At 60.1% G+C, this 20,443-nt stretch carries 15 protein-coding genes; 9 read left to right on the top strand and 6 right to left on the bottom strand.

Features of this window, described 5'->3' with window-relative positions:
- Nucleotides 1-30: 30 nt before the first annotated feature.
- From HU806_RS19230 to HU806_RS19245, 4 genes are all read right to left on the bottom strand, one after another.
- A complete protein-coding gene (locus HU806_RS19230) occupies nucleotides 31-1,626 on the bottom strand; it encodes an ABC transporter substrate-binding protein (protein WP_186613352.1) in 1,596 nt (531 codons plus the stop codon).
- Between the two features lie 75 nt (nucleotides 1,627-1,701).
- Entirely contained in the window at nucleotides 1,702-3,117 is a 1,416-nt protein-coding gene (locus HU806_RS19235) for an OprD family porin (protein WP_186613354.1), read from the bottom strand.
- A gap of 172 nt (nucleotides 3,118-3,289) precedes the next feature.
- Nucleotides 3,290-4,891: an ABC transporter substrate-binding protein gene (locus tag HU806_RS19240; RefSeq protein WP_186613356.1), complete on the bottom strand. Its 1,602-nt coding sequence runs from the start codon at nucleotides 4,889-4,891 to the stop codon at nucleotides 3,290-3,292.
- 309 nt (nucleotides 4,892-5,200) lie between these two features.
- Nucleotides 5,201-6,826, bottom strand: coding sequence for an ABC transporter substrate-binding protein (locus tag HU806_RS19245; RefSeq protein WP_186613358.1), 1,626 nt, complete (start codon nucleotides 6,824-6,826; stop codon nucleotides 5,201-5,203).
- 1,215 nt (nucleotides 6,827-8,041) lie between these two features.
- Here HU806_RS19245 and HU806_RS19250 point away from each other — a divergent pair.
- A complete protein-coding gene (locus tag HU806_RS19250) occupies nucleotides 8,042-8,425 on the top strand; it encodes a DUF6124 family protein (protein ID WP_186613360.1) in 384 nt (127 codons plus the stop codon).
- Nucleotides 8,426-8,556: 131 nt separating this feature from the next.
- On the opposite strand, the gene HU806_RS19255 is transcribed toward HU806_RS19250, so the two are convergent.
- On the bottom strand, nucleotides 8,557-9,273 hold the full coding sequence (locus HU806_RS19255) for an SIMPL domain-containing protein (protein WP_186613362.1): 717 nt from the start codon (nucleotides 9,271-9,273) through the stop codon (nucleotides 8,557-8,559).
- A 224-nt stretch (nucleotides 9,274-9,497) separates the two neighbouring features.
- Here HU806_RS19255 and HU806_RS19260 point away from each other — a divergent pair, with 224 nt between their 5' ends.
- From HU806_RS19260 to HU806_RS19275, 4 genes are all read left to right on the top strand, one after another.
- Complete coding sequence (locus tag HU806_RS19260) at nucleotides 9,498-10,760, top strand: ATP-binding protein (RefSeq protein WP_186613364.1); 1,263 nt, start codon at nucleotides 9,498-9,500, stop codon at nucleotides 10,758-10,760.
- Nucleotides 10,753-11,313, top strand: a complete 561-nt coding sequence (locus HU806_RS19265; RefSeq protein WP_003177957.1) for a response regulator transcription factor — start codon at nucleotides 10,753-10,755, stop codon at nucleotides 11,311-11,313. Before HU806_RS19260 ends, HU806_RS19265 begins: the two co-directional genes overlap by 8 nt.
- Before the next feature lie 92 nt (nucleotides 11,314-11,405).
- On the top strand, nucleotides 11,406-13,133 hold the full coding sequence (locus tag HU806_RS19270; protein WP_186613366.1) for an ABC transporter ATP-binding protein/permease: 1,728 nt from the start codon (nucleotides 11,406-11,408) through the stop codon (nucleotides 13,131-13,133).
- A gap of 119 nt (nucleotides 13,134-13,252) precedes the next feature.
- Nucleotides 13,253-13,999 carry a FadR/GntR family transcriptional regulator gene (locus HU806_RS19275; RefSeq protein ID WP_186613367.1) on the top strand — a complete coding sequence of 249 codons (747 nt, stop codon included), beginning with the start codon at nucleotides 13,253-13,255 and terminating at the stop codon, nucleotides 13,997-13,999.
- A 190-nt stretch (nucleotides 14,000-14,189) separates the two neighbouring features.
- Here the strand turns inward: HU806_RS19275 and HU806_RS19280 are convergent, their stop codons facing one another.
- Nucleotides 14,190-14,573: a hypothetical protein gene (locus HU806_RS19280; protein WP_186613369.1), complete on the bottom strand. Its 384-nt coding sequence runs from the start codon at nucleotides 14,571-14,573 to the stop codon at nucleotides 14,190-14,192.
- 372 nt (nucleotides 14,574-14,945) lie between these two features.
- On the opposite strand from HU806_RS19280, the gene kdgD reads away from it, so the two are divergent.
- The 4 genes from kdgD (at nucleotide 14,946) to garD (ending at nucleotide 20,409) form a co-directional block, all read left to right on the top strand.
- Nucleotides 14,946-15,857, top strand: a complete 912-nt coding sequence (gene kdgD / locus HU806_RS19285) for a 5-dehydro-4-deoxyglucarate dehydratase (RefSeq protein WP_186613371.1) — start codon at nucleotides 14,946-14,948, stop codon at nucleotides 15,855-15,857.
- Nucleotides 15,858-15,948: 91 nt separating this feature from the next.
- Nucleotides 15,949-17,394: an aldehyde dehydrogenase family protein gene (locus HU806_RS19290; protein ID WP_186613373.1), complete on the top strand. Its 1,446-nt coding sequence runs from the start codon at nucleotides 15,949-15,951 to the stop codon at nucleotides 17,392-17,394.
- A gap of 84 nt (nucleotides 17,395-17,478) precedes the next feature.
- On the top strand, nucleotides 17,479-18,843 hold the full coding sequence (locus HU806_RS19295; protein ID WP_186613375.1) for an MFS transporter: 1,365 nt from the start codon (nucleotides 17,479-17,481) through the stop codon (nucleotides 18,841-18,843).
- Between the two features lie 12 nt (nucleotides 18,844-18,855).
- Nucleotides 18,856-20,409 (top strand): galactarate dehydratase, encoded by a 1,554-nt coding sequence (gene garD, locus HU806_RS19300; RefSeq protein WP_186613377.1) that lies wholly within the window; start codon nucleotides 18,856-18,858, stop codon nucleotides 20,407-20,409.
- Nucleotides 20,410-20,443 lie beyond the last annotated feature (34 nt).

Consider the following 20,443-nt stretch of genomic DNA (forward strand, 5'->3'; position numbering starts at 1 on the left):
CTGGCTCAGGGTTGCCGGGCGTTTTCTTATCTACTTCACCTGGGTGGTGGCGAAGTTATTGGTGGTGAGCGGGCTAATCACGTAGCCCTCTACGTTCTTGCGCATTGCCGTGAACATCCGGGTGTGCGCCATGCTGATCCATGGCTGGTCCTGGTTGAAAATCACCTGGGCCTGTTCATAGAGCTTGGCGCGCTCCTCGGGGTTCACTGTGGCGCGTGCCTGGTCGAGCAGCGCCTGGAATTTCTCATTGCACCAGCGCGCATAGTTTTCGCCGTTCTTGGCGGCTTCGCAACTGAGCATAGGCGTCAGGAAATTATCCGGATCGCCGTTGTCGCCCGCCCATCCGGCGGAGACCATGTCGTGCTCGCCGTTTTTCGCGCGCTTGAGCATTTCGCCCCATTCCATCACGCGGATATCGACCTTGATCCCGACTTTCGCCAGGTCGGCCTGCATCATCTGTGCGCCGAGCATCGGGTTGGGGTTGGTCGGACCGCCGCCGTTGCGGGTGAACAGGGTGAACACGGTGCCTTCCGGCACGCCGGCTTCCTTGAGCAACTGGCGCGCCTTGTCGAGGTCGCGGGCCGGGTTCTTCAGCTCGTGGTTGTAGCCCAGCAGGGTTGGCGGGTAGGGGTTGACCGCCACGGTGGCGTTGCCTTTGCCGAACAGCGCGTTGACGTAGGCTTCCTTGTCGAAGGCCAGGTCGATGGCTTTGCGCACCCGCACGTCGCTCATGTATTTGTGGCTGGTGTTCATGGCGGTGTAGGAGACGGTCATCGCATCCAGCTCGGTGACCTTCAGGTTCGGGTCCTTGTTGATGCTGGGGATGTCATCGGGTTTGGGGTACAGCGCGATCTGGCACTCGTTGGTCTTGAGCTTTTGCATGCGCACGTTGTTGTCGGTGGCGATGGCCAAGACCAGCGCATCGGCCGGTGGCTTGCCACGGAAGTAGTCCGGGTTGGCCTTGAAGCGAACCTGGGCGTCCTTGTTGTAGCGCTGGAAGACGAACGGGCCGGTGCCGATCGGCTTGCTGTTGAGGTCACCGGTTTTGTTGGCCTTGAGCAACTGGTCGGCGTATTCGGCCGGGTAGATCGAAGAGAAGGCCATGGCGATGTCGGCCAGGAATGGCGCTTCGCGGCGGGTCAGGGTGAATTTGACCGTGTGCTCGTCGACTTTCTCGACGTTTTTCAGCAGTTCCTTGAAGCCCATGCTTTCAAAGTACGGAAAACCCACGCTCGACAGTTTGTGCCACGGGTGATTCGGGTCCAGCTGGCGCTGGAAGCTCCAGACCACATCGTCGGCGTTCATGTCGCGGGTCGGCTTGAAGTATTCGGTGGTGTGGAACTTGACGCCTTTGCGCAGATGAAAGGTGTACGTCAGGCCGTCGTCGCTGATGTCCCAGGATTCGGCCAGGGCCGGAATCACTTCGGTGGTGCCGGGCTTGAAGTCGGCCAGGCGATTGAAAACGGTTTCTGCCGCGGCGTCGGCGGTGACTGCAGTCGTGTACTGGACAATGTCGAAGCCTTCCGGGCTGGCTTCTGTACAAACCACCAAGGGTTTGGCCGTGGCGCCAACGGCGACACTCAGCAGCGCGGCGGCGATGGCGGCGCGTAGGGGAATCATGTTCATCGTCAATCCTCTGCAATCGGTTGAACGGCAAAAAAACCGAGCGGTCGACCTTATGGGTCGACCGTCGGTGGCAGTTTAGAGAATGTTGAACGGAATGGTGGTGACCAGGCGGAATTCGTTGAGGCTACCGTCGGCCTGGTTTTCGCTGGCGCGGTGTGCGGTGTAGGTCGCACGGATCGCGGTGGCTTTCAGGGGGCCGCTCTGTACGGCATAGGACGCGCCGACGCCGTATTCGTAGTGGTGCTCACCGTCCATGGCCCGCACGTCGCTATAACCGGTGCTGTTGTAGTGCGTACCGTCGATGCCCCAGCCGCGTGCCTGGTAGATGTTGAACTTCAGGCCTGGCACGCCGTATTCAGCCATGTTCAGGCCATAGGCGATCTGGAAGGACTTCTCGTTCGGGCCGTTGAAGTCCGACAGCAGGGAGTTGGCCAGGTAGATGCCGTTGGTTTCGTGCAGGTAGTCGAAGTACTCGTTACCGTTCACTTCCTGGTACGAGAACGTCAGGCTATGGGCCTGGTGCGTCAGGCCGAACGACAGGGAGTAGGTGTCGTTGTCGATCTCGCCCAGCTTGCTTTTGCCCGAGTCCACGGTCTTGTAGTAGTTCAGGCCGGTGGTCAGGCTCAGCACCGAGCTGTCGCCCAGTTCATGGGTGGCACCGAAGTAGTACTGGTTCCACATGTCCTCGGCCTGGGTTGCCCAGAGGCTGGTCTTCAGGCTGGCCAGTGGCTGGTAAGTGATACCGGCGGTGTTGACGTGATCGGTCTCGACGCTGCTGTCACCGTATTCGGAGCGGAACTTGCGCTGGCTCTCTTCGGTACGCGGCGAGTTACGGTCGAAGGTGGCGATGTCCAAGCCCAGGTTTTCGAACTCTACACTGTGCAGGCTCACGCCCTGGAAGCTGGAAGGCAGGGCACGGTTGCCGATCACGTCGACCATCGGGCTGCTGAAGTTCTGGCGACCAGCGGTCAGGGTGGTGTTGGAAACCCGGGCCTTGAGGTTGGCCAGGCCCAGTTTGCTCCACTGGCCCACGGCGTCGCCGCCTTCGCGGGTCAGGGTACGGTTGTTGCCGGCGCCTGGACGGGTGGTCGGTGCACCGCCGTTGTTGGACGCCAGGTCCTTGCGATCCTGGTCCAGGGCGATGGCATTGTAAGCCGCCACTTCGGTGCTGAAGCCCACGGTGCCTTCGGTGAAGCCCGAGTTGTACTTGACGATGGTGCCTTGCACCCAGTTGATCCGGCGGTCGGTCTCGCGTGCTTCACCGTTCTTGCGATAGGTGAGTTTCGCGCCGCGCTTGAATTGCTCGTTGGCGTACCAGTTGCGCGTGCTGCCAGTGATGGACTGGCCATCGATGAAGCCCTTGGCTTCGCTTTGCTCACTGGTGGTCTTGAGGGTCACCGGGGTGACCGCCTGGCTTTGCGACTCTGCGTATGCCGTCGCGCTAATGCTGCTGATGGCCAAGGCCAGTATCGCGGTGCTGCTCAGTTTCATCGGTAACGCTCCTTTTTCTTTCTTTTTTATGCCGTTCTTTTTTGGTGATACGGCTATCGGTTTACAACTCATTCACAGCTTGCAAACGTTTGCTTGGCGCCTGATTGGCGAATTACGGCAAGACGTCGGCGTGGGGCTTCCAAAGGGAAGCCCGCGCTGTGTGGCTAGACGGTTATGGGTTCAGGCTGACGCCCGAGAAGACGTTGCGACCGAAGGGGCTGACCTTGAATCCTTCGACTTTGACACTCAGCGGCTGGTTGACCGTCGAGTGGGCAACAGGGGTGATCGGCACTTGCTGCTTGAGCAATTGCTGGGCCTGTTTGTAGAGCACGGTGCGCTGGTCGCGGTCGGTGACGACCTTGGCCTGCTTGATCAGCTTGTCGTAATCCTGATCGCACCACATGGAGTAGTTGTTGCCGCCAATGGCGTCACAGCTGTACAGCGTGCCCAGCCAGTTGTCCGGGTCGCCATTGTCGCCGGTCCAGCCGATCAGGCTGATGTCGTGCTCGCCGTTCTTGGTGCGCTTGATGTACTCGCCCCATTCGTAGCTGACGATCTTCACCTTCAAGCCGATCTTCGCCCAGTCGGCCTGGAGCATCTCGGCCATCAGCTTGGCGTTGGGGTTGTACGGGCGCTGTACCGGCATGGCCCAGAGGGTGATCTCGGTGCCTTCCTTGACGCCGGCGGCCTTGAGTAGCTCCTTGGCCTTTTCCGGGTTGTAGGGCGTGTCCTTGATGGTCTCATCGTAGGACCATTGGGTCGGTGGCATGGCGTTCTGTGCCAGTTGCCCCGCGCCCTGATACACGGCGTTGAGAATGCCTTGCTTGTTCACCGCCATGTCCAGCGCCCGGCGCACTTCGACCTGGTCGAACGGCTTGTGGCGGGTGTTATAGGCGATGTAGCCGAGGTTGAAGCCCGGCTTCTCGATCAATTGCAGCTTGGGGTCATTCTTCAAGGCCGGCACGTCGGCCGGGCGCGGATGCAGGGTGACCTGGCATTCGTTGGCCTTGAGTTTCTGCACCCGTACCGACGCATCGGTGTTGATGGAGAAAATCAGGTTTTTCAGCTTCACCCGCTCCGGTGCCCAGTATTTCTCGTTGGCGACATAGCGGATGTTGGAGTCTTTCTGATAGCTCTTGAATTCGAACGGCCCGGTGCCGATCGGCTTCTGATTGATGTCGCTCGGCTTGCCGACCTTGAGCAACTGATCCGCGTATTCGGCCGAGAGGATCGAGGCGAAGCTCATGGCGATGTTCTGGATGAACGCAGCGTCCACGCTGTTGAGTGTCATAACCACGGTCAACGGCCCGGTCGCTTCCACCTTGGCGATATTCTTGTTCAGGCTCATGCCGTTGAAGTATGGGAACTCGGTGGGGTAGGCCTTGCGGAACGGATGTTGCGGATCAAGCATGCGGTTGAAGGTGAACAGCACGTCGTCCGAGTTGAAATCCCGAGTCGGCGTGAAGTAATCGGTGGTATGAAATTTCACCCCTTCGCGCAGGTGGAAGGTGTACTTCAAGCCGTCTTCGGAAATGTCCCAGCTTGTCGCCAGGCCCGGAACGACATTGGTCGCGCCTTTTTCAAACTCGGCCAGGCGGTTGTACAGCGGTTCGGCGGCATCGTTATCGGTTGCCGTGGTGTATTGCGCGGTGTCAAAACCGGCGGGGCTGCCTTCGGAACAGAACACCAGGCTGCCACCGGCGGCTTGGGTGGCGGATGTCGCGGCCAGCAGGCCGGTGCCCAGCAATGCGGATAAAACCAAGGTATGGCGCATGACGCTCCCTCTCTCGTTCGGGGTGTTTGGCAGTGAACCGGCGTCCTTCCGGGGACAGGTCCGGGGCACTGGGGCTCATTCCATTGCGTAAACAGCGTTGCCGCAGGATTGGCAAACCGTCCAGCCCCGACGGTAAGAGTCGTGGACCAGGCGGTATATGCGTAATGCCTGAAAGACTTGTGGGAAAAGGCGACACGTCCTAAACCAGCTGCTGTGGTACGCAGTGCTTTTGGATGTAGGCAATTTCCTGGGTCTTGGTCTCGGCAGATAAAGCAACGGCGACGTTGAAAACGTCGCCGTTGCCCATCGTTACTTGCTGACGCTGACGCCGTAGAAGGAGTTCAAGCCAAAGGGGCTGATCTTGAAGTCCTGCACGTTGGCGCGCATGGGTTGGTACACCGTCGAGTGAGCGATAGGTGTCATTGGCACAGCATCCTTGAGGACGTGTTGCGCCTGTTTGTAGAGTTCGGTGCGCTTGGCCTGGTCGGTGGTGCGCTTGGCTTCCTTGACGAGGCCGTCGAATTTCTTGTCGCACCATTTGGAGAAGTTGTTGCCTGCCAGCGAGTCGCAGCCGAACAGCACGTTGAGCCAGTTGTCCGGGTCACCGTTGTCACCGCTCCAGCCAATGATCATGGCCTGGTTCTCGCCGCCCTTGGAGCGCTTGATGTACTCGCCCCATTCGTAGCTGGTGATCTTGACCTTCAGGCCGATCTTGGACCAGTCGTTCTGCAGCATTTCGGCCATCAGTTTGGCGTTCGGGTTGTACGGACGCTGGACCGGCATGGCCCACAGAACGATCTCTGTGCCTTCCTTGACGCCGGCTTCCTTGAGCAGCGCCTTGGCTTTTTCAGGGTCGTATTTGGCATCTTTGATGATGGTGTCGTAGGACCACTGGGTCGGTGGCATGGCGTTGACCGCCAGCTGGCCCGCACCTTGGTACACAGAGTCGATGATCTGTTGCTTGTTCACGGCCATGTCCAAGGCTTGACGAACGCGCAGGTCAGCCAGTGGGTTGGGCTTGTCGTCGCCTTTGACTTTGTCCATCACGTTGTAAGCCACATAACCCAGGTTGAAACCCGCCTGGTCAGGCATCTTCAGTGCTTTGTCGTCCTTGAGGGCCTTGAGGTCGGCCGGGCGTGGGAAAAGGGTGATCTGGCACTCGTTCTTCTTCAGCTTCTGGATACGCACCGACGGATCGGTGGTGATGGCGAAGATCAGGTTGTCGATCTTAACGTCGTCAGGCTTCCAGTAGTCCTTGTTCCCGGTGTAGCGGATGTTGGAGTCTTTCTGGTAGCTCTTGAAGACGAATGGGCCGGTGCCGACAGGCTTCTGGTTGATGTCAGGGGCCTTGCCATCCTTGAGCAGCTGGGCGGCGTATTCGGCGGACTGGATCGAAGCGAAGCTCATGGCCAGGTTCTGGATGAACGCGGCGTCTACATCTTTCAGGGTGAACTTGACGGTGTGGTCGTCGACTTTATCGATCTTGGTGATGTTGGTGTCCATCCCCATGTCGGTGAAGTACGGGAATTCGGTCGGGTACGCCTTACGGAAAGGGTCGTCCTTGTTGATCATGCGGTTGAAGGTGAACAGCACGTCGTCGGCGTTGAATTCGCGGGTCGGCTTGAAGTACGGGGTAGTGTGGAACTTGACGCCTTCACGCAGATGGAAGGTATAGGAGAGGCCGTCTTCGGAAATGTCCCACTTGGTGGCCAGGCCAGGAATTACGGCGGTGCCGCCGCGTTCGAACTGAGTCAGGCGGTTGAACATGGTTTCTGCAGAGGCGTCGAAGTCGGTTCCGGTGGTGTACTGACCAGGGTCAAAACCGGCCGGGCTGCCTTCGGAGCAGAACACCAGGTTAGTCGCGGCGGAAGCGAAAGGAGCGCTGGCTAGTAAGCTTGCGCCGACTAAAAACGGAATGACCGCTTGTTTAAGCATGTTGGCCTCATGATTTGTTGTCATTTTTGGATTTGAGGGCGACCTCGTGAGTCGTCCTGCGGATACTTATGCAGGCCCCATACCCAATGCAAGATCCAGAGCGGTTTCAAGCCTGAAACAGTGGCACGAACGTACCTTAATGTCGCATTTTTATAACTTTTGACGCATTTGACCGTTTGCGCCGGCTTTTTTGGGGCAAAAGGCGCTCCGTGCCGGTGCGTCGCGAGCGCGCGGTGCACCTGCCTGGGGCGGGTTTTACTTGTTCAAACCCACGCCGTAGAAGGGTGTAAGGCCGAATGGGCTGAGTTTGAGATCCGGCCCTTTTTGTTTATCGCTGTTGGGGTCGCCGTTATCTTCGGTCCAGGGTTCGATCGATGCACCGGCATTGCCCATGAGTCGAGGGTGGCGCCTGGCGCAACCTTTGGCTTTCGTGATTGGCGCCTGGGGGGCGTGCTTCGGGGTGAGGCGGCCTTTTAGCTATTGACGGGGTACATATCCGTTGCTGCGGTAACGGCTACTTAGGGTTCCGCCCTGACGGCGACTCACTTTTTTTCAAGCGCCAAAAAAAGTAAGCAAAAAAGGCTTGCCCCACCACTCGGCACCTCGCCTAGGCTCGGTGTGCCTGAACGCAGGCATTGCTCCGTGGGCCGCCGCGAAGGGCCATCCATGGCCCAGCGCGGCTAACCCGGCATCCATGCCGGATTGCCCACTGCGCAATACCTGCGTTCAGCCATCGTGGTTAACGGGGCCCCCAGATCAAAAGCCGGGCCGAGGCGGCCTAATAGCCGACCTGGCTCTCCCGCTCGTACACCCGTCAGCCCAGCGGGAGCAAGCTCCCTCGCCACGGGTTTTGTATCGAGCCGTCAGGCGGCTGCGTCCTTCGAAAGGGTAGGAACGTTCGGGCTTGGATAACGAAATATCCGACATGTTTTTAGGGTTGTCCCTCGGAAGTTGGCTCTCTAACCTTTGAATGTCGCTGCCAATTCAGCGGCCGGGCGTGAGAAACCCGAATAATAGGCATCCAGCCTCTGTACCTGCATAATTGCCGTCAGCTTATCCGCTGCCTGTAAATGCGTTATGGCGGCTGTGTGCGGGCAGGCTTCGGTCTGGCCGAGTACCTATTCTCGGATTTCTCACCCCTGCACATAGCTGCCACCACTTTGCCGAGTGAGAAACGGCAAGTGATGGTCCTCATCACTAAATAGGTACAAATAAATGGATAAGTCAGTCCCGGACCCACCCTTCAACAGAACAAACCCTCTAGCCGAATTCGACGCCATCGAAGATCTGCTAAAAGACCGAGCCGCCGCCGATCGGGCCCTCAATCATTACCTCAACCCAAAGCCTCCAGAGCCCAGCACCGATCCGCGCATCGACAGCCTGTTTTCCGTCACGGCCAAAGCCGACGCCGACACCTTACTGACCAGCACCTCCGAAACCCTGGCCTCGATAAAAGCCATGGCCGAAGACCTGGCCTTCGAAGTGGAGGGCACGCGGCGCAGCGTGGCGTTGGGGATTCATCAGTTGGTTGAGTTGTGCCAGCTGTTGGTGGACAAGGCGTTGGATCAGCTTGAAGCACCAGCCACCCCGGCACCTTAGTTATGATCGTTCCCACGCTCCGCGTGGGAATGCCTCTACGGACGCTCTGCGTTCGGCTTTGGAAGGGACGCAGAGCGTCCCGGGCTGCATACCCACGCGGAGCGTGGGAACGATCAGGACCACCGCCAACTTTACTGCATCAACACCTCAACCACCCCATCCGCGGTCATCGTCACTTTGCTGGTGCCCGCTTCCACTTCCGGCGTGACCGACTCCGCATCCATGGACGCCGCTTTCATCATCATTTGCGGGCGCATGTACGGTTGTGGGTAGCCGTTGGTGTTGAAGTTCAGGTTGACGATTTTATAACCCTTGCCACCCAAGGCTTCGGTGGCCAGTTGGGCGCGGGCCTTGAAGGCGTTGACGGCGTCCTTGAGCAGGGCGTCTTCGCTGGTCTGGCGGGTGGCGGTGGCGATGGCGAAGTCCATGCCGGCCATTTTCATGTCGGTGAGCAGTTCGCCGGTGAGTTTGGACAGGGCGGCGAAGTCGGCGCTTTCCAGGCGCAGCTCGGCGCGTTCGCGCCAGCCGGTGATTTTCCCACCCTTGTTGTCGTAGACCGGGTAGCTGTTGCGGCTGCCCTGGCGCAGGTTGATGTCCTTGACTTGCTTGGCCTGGCCGATGGCTTTGTTCAGCGTGGTGCTGACGGCGGCGGCGAGTTTGGCCGGGTCGGTGTTCTGTTCCTCGGTGTAGAGGGTAACGATCATCAGGTCGCGGGCCACTTCCTGGCTGGCTTCGGCGCGCAGGGAGATCTGGTTGTAGTGAAGCTCATCGGCGGCCAGGGCCGGCAGGCTGGCGACGGCGCCGAGGCTGAGGGCGAGCAGGGCGGCGGGGCGACTGAACGTGTGCATGAAAGCTCCTTGGGAAAAAATGCAGCTTCAAGCTACTAGCTTCAAGCTGCAAGTAAAAGCTTGTAACTGTAGCCTCTAGCTTGCAGCTTGCAGCTTGCAGCTTGCAGCTTGCAGCTTGCAGCTTGCAGCTGCTCCCTGTGTCGCTTTGCCGCATATCTGCCTCTGCCCGCCGCGCCTTGGTTATACTCCGTGCGATCCGCCTGGAGCGCTCATCAGGAGAGCTCATGCTCGCCCCTTTGCAAATGACTTCCGCCTCTCGCCAGAACCTTTGGCGCCTGACATTCATCCGCATCCTGGTCCTCGCGGCGCAGGCTGGTTCTGTGGGGCTCGCCTATTGGTTCGACCTGCTGCCGCTGCCGTGGCTGCAACTGGCGATCACCCTGGCGTGCTCCAGCGTGCTGTGCGCCTTGACGGCGATTCGCCTGCGCACGTCCTGGCCCGTGACCGAGCTTGAGTATGCCGTGCAACTGGCCTGCGACCTGTTTATCCACAGCGCGCTGCTGTATTTTTCCGGCGGCTCCACCAACCCCTTCGTTTCCTATTACCTGGTGCCGCTGACCATCGCCGCCGTGACGTTGCCGTGGCGCTTTTCGCTGATCCTGTCCGGTATCGCCCTGGCGCTGTACACGCTGCTGCTGGCGCGGTTCTATCCGCTGGAAACCTTCCCCATCGCTCGGGAAAACCTGCAGATCTACGGCATGTGGCTGAGTTTCGCCTTGGCCGCGGCGGTCATCACGTTTTTTGCCGCGCGCATGGCCGAGGAGCTACGCCGTCAGGAAGAGTTGCGGGCGATCCGCCGCGAAGAAGGCCTGCGCGACGAGCAATTGCTGGCCGTGGCGACCCAGGCCGCCGGCGCGGCCCATGAGTTGGGCACGCCGCTGGCGACCATGAGCGTGCTGCTCAAGGAAATGCGCCAGGACCATAAAGACCCTGCGTTGCAGGAAGACCTCAGCGTGCTGCAGGACCAGGTCAAGCTCTGCAAGGAGACCCTGCAATACCTGGTGCGCGCGGCCGAGGCCAATCGCCGGCTGGACATCGACATGCAGGCGGTCACTTTCTGGCTCGACGATGCCCTGAATCGCTGGCACCTGATGCGTCCGGAGGCCAGTTATCGCTTCCAGTGCCTGGGCAAGGGCACGGTGCCGCGCATGGCGCCGCCACCGGACCTGACTCAGGCGTTGCTGAACCTGCTGAACAATGCCGCCGATGCCTGCCCCGAGGGCCTGGAAGTGGTACTGGACTGGGACGCCTATGAGCTGACGATTTGCATCCGCGACCATGGCGCCGGTGTGCCGCTGGCGATTGCCGAGCAGATCGGCAAACCATTTTTCACCACCAAGGGCAAAGGTTTCGGCCTGGGCCTGTTTTTGAGCAAGGCCAGCGTGACACGCGCCGGCGGCTCGGTGAAACTCTACCCCCATGAGGAAGGCGGCACGCTCACCGAGCTGCGCCTGCCCCATGCCGACCGAGGAGACGAATATGAGTGACGAGATCCAAGTCGACGGCGAAGAACTGCCGCACCTGCTGCTGGTAGATGACGATGCCACCTTCACCCGCGTCATGGCCCGCGCCATGTCCCGGCGTGGTTTTCGCGTCAGCACCGCCGGTTCCGCCGAAGAAGGCCTGACCATCGCCCAGGCTGACTTGCCCGATTACGCTGCCCTCGACCTGAAGATGGACGGCGATTCGGGCCTGGTGCTGCTGCCCAAGCTACTGGAGCTGGACCCGGAAATGCGCGTGGTGATCCTCACCGGTTATTCGAGCATCGCCACGGCGGTCGAGGCCATCAAGCGCGGTGCCTGCAATTACCTGTGCAAACCGGCGGATGCCGACGACGTGCTGGCCGCGTTGCTGTCCGAGCACGCCGACCTCGACACCCTGGTGCCGGAAAACCCCATGTCGGTGGACCGCCTGCAGTGGGAACACATCCAGCGCGTGCTGACCGAGCACGAAGGCAACATCTCCGCCACCGCTCGCGCCTTGGGCATGCACCGGCGCACCCTGCAGCGCAAATTGCAGAAGCGTCCGGTACGTCGCTGAACCTGCGCTGAACGAATGCTGTCCACCCTCGCGACACTTCGGGCCGTTGCTTTATGATCGGCCCGAGTTTTCCCTTTATCGAGCCTTGAACCATGAATCAGAACGCTGAATATTCCGCGGTCAACGACGCGGTGCGCGGCCAGTTTTTCCGTCGTGTCTGGCAAATGACCACGCCGTACTGGCGCAGTGAGGAGAAGGGCAAGGCCTGGACGCTGTTGATCGCTGTCATCGCGCTGTCGTTGTTCAGCGTGGCGATCTCGGTGTGGATCAACAGTTGGTACAAGGATTTCTACAACGCCCTGCAAGAGAAGGACAGCGTGGCGTTCTGGCGGTTGATCCTGTATTTCTGCGGCATCGCGGCGGTGGCGATCCTCGGTGCGGTGTACCGCTTGTACCTCACGCAGATGCTCACGATCCGCTGGCGGGCCTGGCTCACCGAGCAGCACTTCGCTCGCTGGCTCAACGACAAGAATTATTACCGGCTGGAGCAGGGCGGCTATACCGATAACCCCGACCAGCGGATTTCCGAAGACCTCAACAGTTTCACTACCAATACCCTTGGCCTGGGACTTGGGCTGCTGCGCACGGTGGTCAGCCTGGTGTCGTTCTCTATCATCCTGTGGGGCGTGTCCGGCAGCATCGAAGTGTTCGGCTACACCATCCCCGGCTATATGTTCTGGGCTGCGCTGGTGTATGCGGCGGTGGGCAGTTGGCTGACGCACTTGATTGGTCGTCGTCTGATCGGCCTGAACAACAACCAGCAACGCTTCGAAGCCGACCTGCGTTTCTCCATGGTGCGGGTGCGTGAAAACGCCGAGAGCATTGCGCTGTACAACGGCGAACCGAACGAGAACCGTCGCCTGAGCGGGCGTTTTGGCCTGGTCTGGCATAACTTCTGGGACATCATGCGCGTCTCCAAGCGCCTGACGTTCTTCACCTCCGGCTATGGCCAGATCGCAATCATCTTCCCGTTCATCGTTGCTGCGCCACGCTACTTCGCCGGCAAGATCCAGCTGGGCGAGCTCATGCAGATCAACTCGGCGTTCGGCAACGTGCAGGAGAATTTCAGCTGGTTCATCAGCGCTTACTCTGACCTAGCCGCGTGGCGCGCCACTTGCGACCGCTTGCTGAGCTTCCGCCAGGCAATGAGCGACAACGAAGACCGCGTACCGGCGATCGATGTGCAGAACCAGGGCAACGAATTGAAGGTACGCGACCTTGGGCTGGACCTGGCCGACGGTCGCCATCTGCTGACCCACGCCGAACTGAATGTAGAGCCGGGCGAGCGAGTGATGCTCAGCGGTCGTTCCGGCAGCGGCAAGTCCACCTTGCTGCGGGCGATGGGGCATCTGTGGCCTGCCGGGCATGGCAGCATTCTGTTGCCTTCGGCGCGTTACCTGTTCTTGCCACAAAAGCCTTACCTGCCGATTGGCAGCTTGCGCGAAGTGTTGAGTTATCCACAGGCCGGTGATATCTACCCCAACGAACGTTATGCACAGGTGCTCGAAACCTGCCGCCTGCCGCACCTGGTTTCGCGGTTGGACGAAAGCAACCACTGGCAGCGCATGCTCTCGCCCGGCGAGCAACAACGCCTGGCTTTCGCCCGCGCATTGCTTTATGCACCGCTCTGGTTGTACATGGACGAAGCGACATCGGCGATGGATGAGGAGGACGAGGCGACGCTGTACCAGGCGTTGATCGACCAGTTGCCGGGCTTGAGCATCATCAGCGTCGGCCACCGAAGCAGTCTGAAACGTTTCCATGCACGACATGTACGTATTGAAAATGGCCAACTGGTGGAGCAGGCCGTTGTTGCCTGACTGCCATTAACGAACACTGTTGTGGCGGCAATGTTCCATAAGGCCGCCACGTACGGTGATCGTACAACCACGTTGCGCTATGATGGTGCCATTCAGCCGCTTGCCGAGACACATAAACCATGGAAAACCCGATCGACGTCCCACGTCTTCCTCGTAAGCGCCGCAGCCTGGCGCAGGAGCTGGTGACGGTGCTGTCCGAGCAGATTCGTGACGGCCTGCTCAAGCGCGGCGATAAACTGCCCACCGAGTCGGCGATCATGGAAGCCCATGGCGTCAGCCGCACGGTGGTGCGTGAGGCGATTTCGCGCTTGCAGGCGGCCGGCCAGGTGGAAACCCGCCATGGCATTGGCACCTTCGTGCTGGACACGCCCAGCCCGAGTGGCTTTCGCATCGACCCGGCGACGGTGGTCACGTTGCGCGATGTGCTGGCGATCCTGGAATTGCGTATCAGCCTGGAAGTGGAGTCGGCTGGCCTGGCAGCACAACGCCGCAGCGACGAGCAACTTGCCGCGATGCGCGCGGCACTCGACGCCTTGAACGAAAGCGCGGCCCACGCCAGTGATGCCGTGGCTTCGGACTTTGCCTTCCATTTGGAAATTGCGCTGTCGACCGGCAACCGCTACTTCACCGACATCATGACCCACCTGGGCACCAGCATTATCCCGCGCACCCGGCTGAACTCGGCGCGCCTGGCCCACGACGACCACCAGCACTACATGGATCGCCTGAGCCGCGAGCACGAGGAAATCTACGAAGCCATCGCCCGCCAGGACTCCGACGCGGCCCGAGCGGCCATGCGTTTGCATTTGACCAACAGCCGCGAACGGTTGCGCCAGGCTCATGAAGAGGCTCAGGCGCAGGGCTGAATCGCTCACTGCCGGGGTAGCGAGAATGCTGTTGTGGCGAGGGAGCTTGCTCCCGCTGGGCTGCGAAGCGGCCCCAGATTGATGGCGGTTGCTGCGCAACCGAGCGGGAGCAAGCTCCCTCGCCACAAAGGCGCTTTGTTTGACTTCGGATCCTTGTACCGATCTGACGTGCAGATATGCAGACAAGAGCTTACGGCTGGATCTTCAGCGTTAGCGGCTTGGAGTACCTGTATTCCTCTGACTCACCATATGTCTGATAGCGTAGTTGGACCTCTTTGCCTACGTACTTTTTCAAGGCCTCCTTGGGCAAAGTCATCAAAGTGTTCTCGGTTTTTTGCTGGGGATTTTCAGGGTCCTTCATGTCTACCAATGATCCACGTACCCCCGTCCACTCAGGTTTTTCCCCGTTGGGACCCAGTATCAAAAAGGCATCGTCGTATAGAGGTACTGTTTGCTTTCCCGCAATCACAACGGTGAGTCCACTTTCTTGCAGCGCTGACAGGCTGATTTTGACTGTCCCTGTGGATGTGTCTTTTGGGTGGTTCTGAACGGTTGGCTCCACATATGTTTCCATGATGTCACTCCCTGTGAGGCGGCCCTGATCGTCGCGTACGGGCGGCTCACAAAAAAAATTGAGAAACGAACTTCGGCCAGGCATGGCGCGGCCGTACGCGAGTTATGCCCCCATGCCGCAACGGCGCCTACTGGCAGAGTTGACAGTGACGACGAGCGGTCCTGATGCTTGTCCGGCAAGTTTCATCCGTCTTTCAATTTCCTTCAAAGCCCCAGTACGCAAGGCTGCAAGGCGATTTCCCCTGGGCCAGGACCCGACAAAAGACGAAATGCAGTTGACGTTCCTGTTTTAGGTTGTACGATGACTTACAACTTCTCAACGAAGCTGAACCGTTTCCTACAACACAACATTTGCGTCCAGGGTGTTCGAATAATGAATCCACAAGAACTGAAGTCCATCCTCTCGTCTGGCCTGCTGTCGTTCCCGGTCACCGATTTCACTGCCAATGGCGATTTCAATCGCGACAGCTACATCAAGCGCCTCGAGTGGCTGGCCCCGTATGGCGCCTCTGCATTGTTCGCAGCGGGCGGCACCGGTGAATTCTTCTCCCTGGCCGCCAGTGAGTATTCGCAAGTCATCAAGACCGCCGTCGATACCTGCGCCACCAGCGTGCCGATCCTTGCCGGTGTTGGCGGTGCGACCCGCCAGGCCATCGAATACGCTCAGGAGGCCGAGCGCCTGGGCGCCAAGGGCCTGTTGCTGCTGCCGCACTACCTGACCGAAGCCAGCCAGGACGGCGTAGCCGCCCACGTTGAAGCCGTGTGCAAATCGGTGAAAATCGGCGTCGTGGTATACAACCGCAACGTCTGCCGCCTGAACGCCACTCAGTTGGAACAACTGGCCGAGCGTTGCCCGAACCTGATCGGCTACAAGGACGGCCTGGGCGATATCGAATTGATGGTGTCGATCCGTCGTCGTCTCGGCGACCGTTTCAGCTACCTGGGCGGCCTGCCGACCGCCGAAGTCTACGCCGCGGCCTACAAGGCCCTGGGCGTTCCGGTCTACTCCTCGGCGGTGTTCAACTTCATCCCGAAAACCGCGATGGATTTCTACCACGCCATTGCCCGCGAAGATCACGAAACCGTTGGCAAGATCATCGATGATTTCTTCCTGCCATACCTGGACATCCGCAACCGCAAGGCCGGTTACGCGGTGAGCATCGTCAAGGCCGGTGCGAAAATCGTTGGCTACGACGCCGGTCCTGTGCGCACGCCGCTGACCGACCTGCTGCCAGAAGAATACGAAGCCCTGGCCGCGCTGATCGACAAGCAAGGCAAGCAGTAACAGACCCGACAAAGCCGCTGAGCAATCAGCGGCTTTTTGCGTACAGGGACGCCCAGCGTTCCTAGACAGGTTTTGTAATAGGAGTAGCTCCGTGGCAGATTCAAAGCGTTTCGATCACTACATCAACGGTCAATGGGTGGCCGGTGCTGACTATTGCGCCAACATCAACCCATCTGATTTGTCCGATGTCATCGGTGAATACGCCAAGGCTGACGCAGCCCAAGTCAACGCCGCCATCGACGCCGCCCGCGCCGCGTTCCCGGCCTGGTCGACTTCGGGCATCCAGGCCCGTCACGATGCGCTGGACAAAGTCGGCAGCGAAATCCTCGCTCGCCGTGAAGAACTCGGCCAACTGCTGGCCCGGGAAGAGGGCAAGACCCTGCCTGAAGCCATCGGCGAAGTGACCCGCGCCGGCAACATCTTCAAATTCTTCGCCGGTGAATGCCTGCGCCTGTCGGGCGATTACGTGCCGTCGGTGCGTCCGGGCGTCAACGTCGAGGTCACTCGCGAGGCCCTGGGTGTGATCGGCCTGATCACCCCGTGGAACTTCCCGATTGCCATTCCCGCGTGGAAAATCGCCCCGGCCCTGGCCTACGGCAACTGCGTGGTGATCAAGCCCGCCGAGCTGGTGCCCGGTTGCGCCTGGGCGTTGGCCGAAATCATCTCCCGTGCCGGTTTCCCGGCCGGTGTGTTCAACCTGGTGATGGGCAGCGGCCGTGTGGTCGGCGACGTGCTGGTCAACAGCCCGAAAGTCGACGGCATCAGCTTCACCGGTTCCGTGGGCGTAGGTCGGCAGATCGCGGTCAATTGCGTGTCGCGCCAGGCCAAGGTCCAGTTGGAGATGGGCGGCAAGAACCCGCAGATCATCCTCGACGACGCCGACCTCAAGCAGGCCGTCGAGTTGGCGGTGCAGAGCGCGTTCTACTCCACCGGCCAGCGTTGCACGGCGTCGAGCCGCCTGATCGTCACCGCTGGCATCCACGACAAGTTCGTCGCGGCCATGGCCGAGCGCATGCAGTCGATCAAGGTCGGTCATGCGTTGAAAGCCGGCACCGATATCGGCCCGGTGGTTTCCGAAGCCCAGCTGAACCAGGACTTGAAGTACATCGACATCGGCCAGAGCGAAGGTGCGCGGCTGGTGAGTGGTGGCGGCGTGGTGACCTGCGATACCGAAGGTTACTTCCTGGCGCCGACCCTGTTCGCCGACAGCGAAGCCTCGATGCGCATCAGCCGTGAAGAGATCTTCGGCCCGGTGGCCAACGTTGTGCGCGTGGCTGACTACGAGGCGGCGCTGGCGATGGCCAACGACACCGAGTTCGGTTTGTCGGCCGGTATCGCCACCACCTCGTTGAAATACGCCAACCACTTCAAGCGCCATTCCCAGGCAGGCATGGTGATGGTCAACCTGCCGACCGCTGGCGTGGATTACCACGTGCCGTTCGGCGGGCGCAAAGGTTCGTCTTACGGTTCGCGTGAGCAAGGTCGCTACGCGCAAGAGTTCTACACCGTGGTGAAGACCTCTTACATCGGTTCGTAAAAACGCAACACCGTTCGGCGCCGGACACCGGCGTCGAACGCATAAATTGATTCCCGTATAAAAATAAATAGTGGAAGTAATTACATGCAAGAGACCAAGCCGACCCGCGTCCGCTATTTGATCCTGCTCATGCTTTTTTTGGTGACGACGATCAACTATGCCGACCGCGCCACCATCGCAATTGCGGGCTCCAGCCTGCAAAAAGACCTCGGCATCGATGCCGTCACCCTCGGTTATATCTTCTCCGCTTTCGGCTGGGCCTACGTGGCCGGGCAGATTCCCGGCGGCTGGCTGCTCGACCGTTTCGGCTCGAAAAAAATCTATGCCTTGAGCATTTTCACCTGGTCGCTGTTCACCGTGCTGCAAGGCTATGTCGGTGAATTCGGCATGTCCACGGCCGTGGTTGCGCTGTTCATGCTGCGCTTTCTGGTCGGGCTGGCCGAAGCGCCGTCCTTCCCGGGCAACGCACGGATCGTCGCCGCGTGGTTTCCTACCGCGGAACGCGGCACCGCCTCGGCGATCTTCAACTCGGCGCAGTATTTCGCCACCGTGTTGTTCGCACCGCTGATGGGCTGGATCGTTTATCGCTTCGGCTGGCAGCACGTGTTCATCGTGATGGGCGTGATCGGCATCGTGTTCTCGCTGATCTGGTTGAAAGTGATCTACAGTCCGCGTCAGCACCCAATGATCAACGAAGCCGAGTTCAATCACATCGCCGCCAACGGCGCGATGGTCGATATGGACCAGGACAAGGGCAAGGATAAGAAAACCGACGGTCCGAAGTGGGATTACATCCGCCAATTGCTGACCAATCGCATGATGCTCGGCGTTTACTTGGGCCAATATTGCATCAACGGCATCACCTACTTCTTCCTGACCTGGTTCCCGGTGTATCTGGTGCAGGAACGTGGCATGACCATCCTCAAGGCCGGTTTCATCGCGTCCTTGCCGGCGATCTGCGGCTTCATCGGCGGCGTGCTGGGCGGGGTGATTTCCGACTACCTGCTGCGCAAGGGCCACTCGCTGACCTTCGCCCGCAAGGCGCCGATCATCGCCGGCTTGCTGGTATCCAGCAGCATCGTGGCGTGCAACTACGTCGACATCGAATGGATGGTGGTGGGCTTCATGGCCCTGGCGTTCTTCGGTAAAGGTGTCGGCGCACTCGGCTGGGCCGTGGTCTCCGATACGTCGCCAAAACAGATCGCCGGCTTGAGCGGTGGCCTGTTCAACACCTTTGGCAACCTGGCGTCGATTACCACGCCAATCGTTATCGGCTACATCATCAGTTCCACTGGCTCGTTCAAATGGGCGTTGGTGTTTGTCGGCTGCAACGCGCTGATGGCGGTGTTCAGTTATCTGGTTATCGTGGGCCCGATCAAGCGTGTGGTGCTCAAGGAACCTGCGGCCAAGGATGCCGGTCTCTCCAGCCTGTCTGAAGCCAAACCCTGAGGAGCGGTGTCGATGAATCTGATTGAACATGCCGATTCGCCCCGTTACATCCGCCTGCACGAGCGGGACAATGTGGTGATCGTCGTCAACGACCAAGGCGTACCGGCCGGGACTGAATTCCCGGACGGCCTGGTCACCGTGGACTTCGTGCCACAAAGCCACAAAGTCACCCTGGAGGACATTCCCGAGGGCGGCGAGGTGATTCGCTACGGCCAGGTCATTGGCTATGCGCTGCAACCGATCCCCCGTGGCAGCTGGGTCAAGGAAGACCAGCTGCGCATGCCCACCGCGCCGCCGTTGGACAGCTTGCCGCTGTCCACCGATGTGCCGGCGGCCGATGCGCCGCTGGAGGGCTACACCTTCGAGGGTTATCGCAACGCCGATGGCACCGTCGGCACGCGCAACATCCTCGGTATCACCACCACGGTGCAGTGCGTGACCGGGGTGCTGGACCATGCGGTCAAGCGCATCAAGGACGAGTTGCTGCCCAAGTACCCGAACGTCGATGACGTGGTGGCACTGACCCACAGCTATGGCTGCGGCGTGGCGATTACCGCCACCGACGCGTACATCCCGATCCGCACGGTGCGTAACCTGGCGCGCAACCCGAACCTGGGTGGCGAAGCGCTGGTGATCAGCCTGGGCTGCGAGAAATTGCAGGCCGGCCAGGTGATGCATGAGGGCGACAGCTCGGTGGACCTCAGCGAGCCCTGGCTGTATCGCTTGCAGGATTCCAGTCACGGTTTCACTGAAATGATTGAGCAGATCATGGAACTGGCCGAGACGCGCCTGAAGAAGCTCGACCAACGTCGTCGCGAAACCGTGCCCGCTTCGGAGCTGATCCTGGGCATGCAGTGCGGCGGCAGCGATGCGTTTTCCGGCATCACCGCTAACCCGGCCCTGGGCTATGCCTCGGACCTGTTGTTGCGGGCCGGTGCGACGGTGATGTTTTCCGAAGTCACCGAAGTACGTGATGCGATCTACCTGCTGACCTCCCGGGCGCAAACCCGCGAAGTCGCCGAGGAGCTAGTGCGCGAAATGGACTGGTACGACCGTTACCTGGCCAAAGGCGAAGCCGATCGCAGTGCCAACACCACGCCGGGCAACAAGAAGGGCGGGTTGTCGAACATCGTCGAGAAGTCCCTGGGCTCGATCGTCAAGTCTGGCAGCAGCGCGATCAACGGCGTGCTCGGCCCGGGCGAGCGGTTCAAGCAAAAGGGCCTGATCTTCTGTGCCACGCCGGCCAGCGATTTCGTCTGCGGCACGCTGCAACTGGCGGCGGGGATGAACCTGCATGTGTTCACCACCGGTCGCGGAACGCCGTATGGCCTGGCGATGGCGCCGGTGGTGAAGGTCTCGACCCGCACCGAACTGGCCCAGCGCTGGCCGGACTTGATCGACATCGATGCCGGCCGGATCGCCACTGGACGGGCGACCATCGAAGAGTTGGGCTGGGAGCTGTTCCACTACTACCTGGACGTGGCCAGCGGCAAGAAGCAAACCTGGGCCGAGCGGCACAAGCTGTACAACGACATCACGTTGTTCAACCCAGCGCCGATTACTTGATATAGCGTTGTCGTGGATCGTTCTCACGCAAAAG

The sequence above is a fragment of the Pseudomonas sp. SWRI154 genome (genome assembly GCF_014268645.1).
Classification (GTDB): Bacteria; Pseudomonadota; Gammaproteobacteria; order Pseudomonadales; family Pseudomonadaceae; genus Aquipseudomonas; species Aquipseudomonas marvdashtae.

Coding starts and splice junctions, on each gene's coding strand:
- HU806_RS19230 (WP_186613352.1), bottom strand. CDS start 1,626: ATGAACATGATTCCCCTACGCGCCGCCATCGCCGCCGCGCTGCTGAGT.
- HU806_RS19235 (WP_186613354.1), bottom strand. CDS start 3,117: ATGAAACTGAGCAGCACCGCGATACTGGCCTTGGCCATCAGCAGCATT.
- HU806_RS19240 (WP_186613356.1), bottom strand. CDS start 4,891: ATGCGCCATACCTTGGTTTTATCCGCATTGCTGGGCACCGGCCTGCTG.
- HU806_RS19245 (WP_186613358.1), bottom strand. CDS start 6,826: ATGCTTAAACAAGCGGTCATTCCGTTTTTAGTCGGCGCAAGCTTACTA.
- HU806_RS19250 (WP_186613360.1), top strand. CDS start 8,042: ATGGATAAGTCAGTCCCGGACCCACCCTTCAACAGAACAAACCCTCTA.
- HU806_RS19255 (WP_186613362.1), bottom strand. CDS start 9,273: ATGCACACGTTCAGTCGCCCCGCCGCCCTGCTCGCCCTCAGCCTCGGC.
- HU806_RS19260 (WP_186613364.1), top strand. CDS start 9,498: ATGCTCGCCCCTTTGCAAATGACTTCCGCCTCTCGCCAGAACCTTTGG.
- HU806_RS19265 (WP_003177957.1), top strand. CDS start 10,753: ATGAGTGACGAGATCCAAGTCGACGGCGAAGAACTGCCGCACCTGCTG.
- HU806_RS19270 (WP_186613366.1), top strand. CDS start 11,406: ATGAATCAGAACGCTGAATATTCCGCGGTCAACGACGCGGTGCGCGGC.
- HU806_RS19275 (WP_186613367.1), top strand. CDS start 13,253: ATGGAAAACCCGATCGACGTCCCACGTCTTCCTCGTAAGCGCCGCAGC.
- HU806_RS19280 (WP_186613369.1), bottom strand. CDS start 14,573: ATGGAAACATATGTGGAGCCAACCGTTCAGAACCACCCAAAAGACACA.
- kdgD (WP_186613371.1), top strand. CDS start 14,946: ATGAATCCACAAGAACTGAAGTCCATCCTCTCGTCTGGCCTGCTGTCG.
- HU806_RS19295 (WP_186613375.1), top strand. CDS start 17,479: ATGCAAGAGACCAAGCCGACCCGCGTCCGCTATTTGATCCTGCTCATG.
- garD (WP_186613377.1), top strand. CDS start 18,856: ATGAATCTGATTGAACATGCCGATTCGCCCCGTTACATCCGCCTGCAC.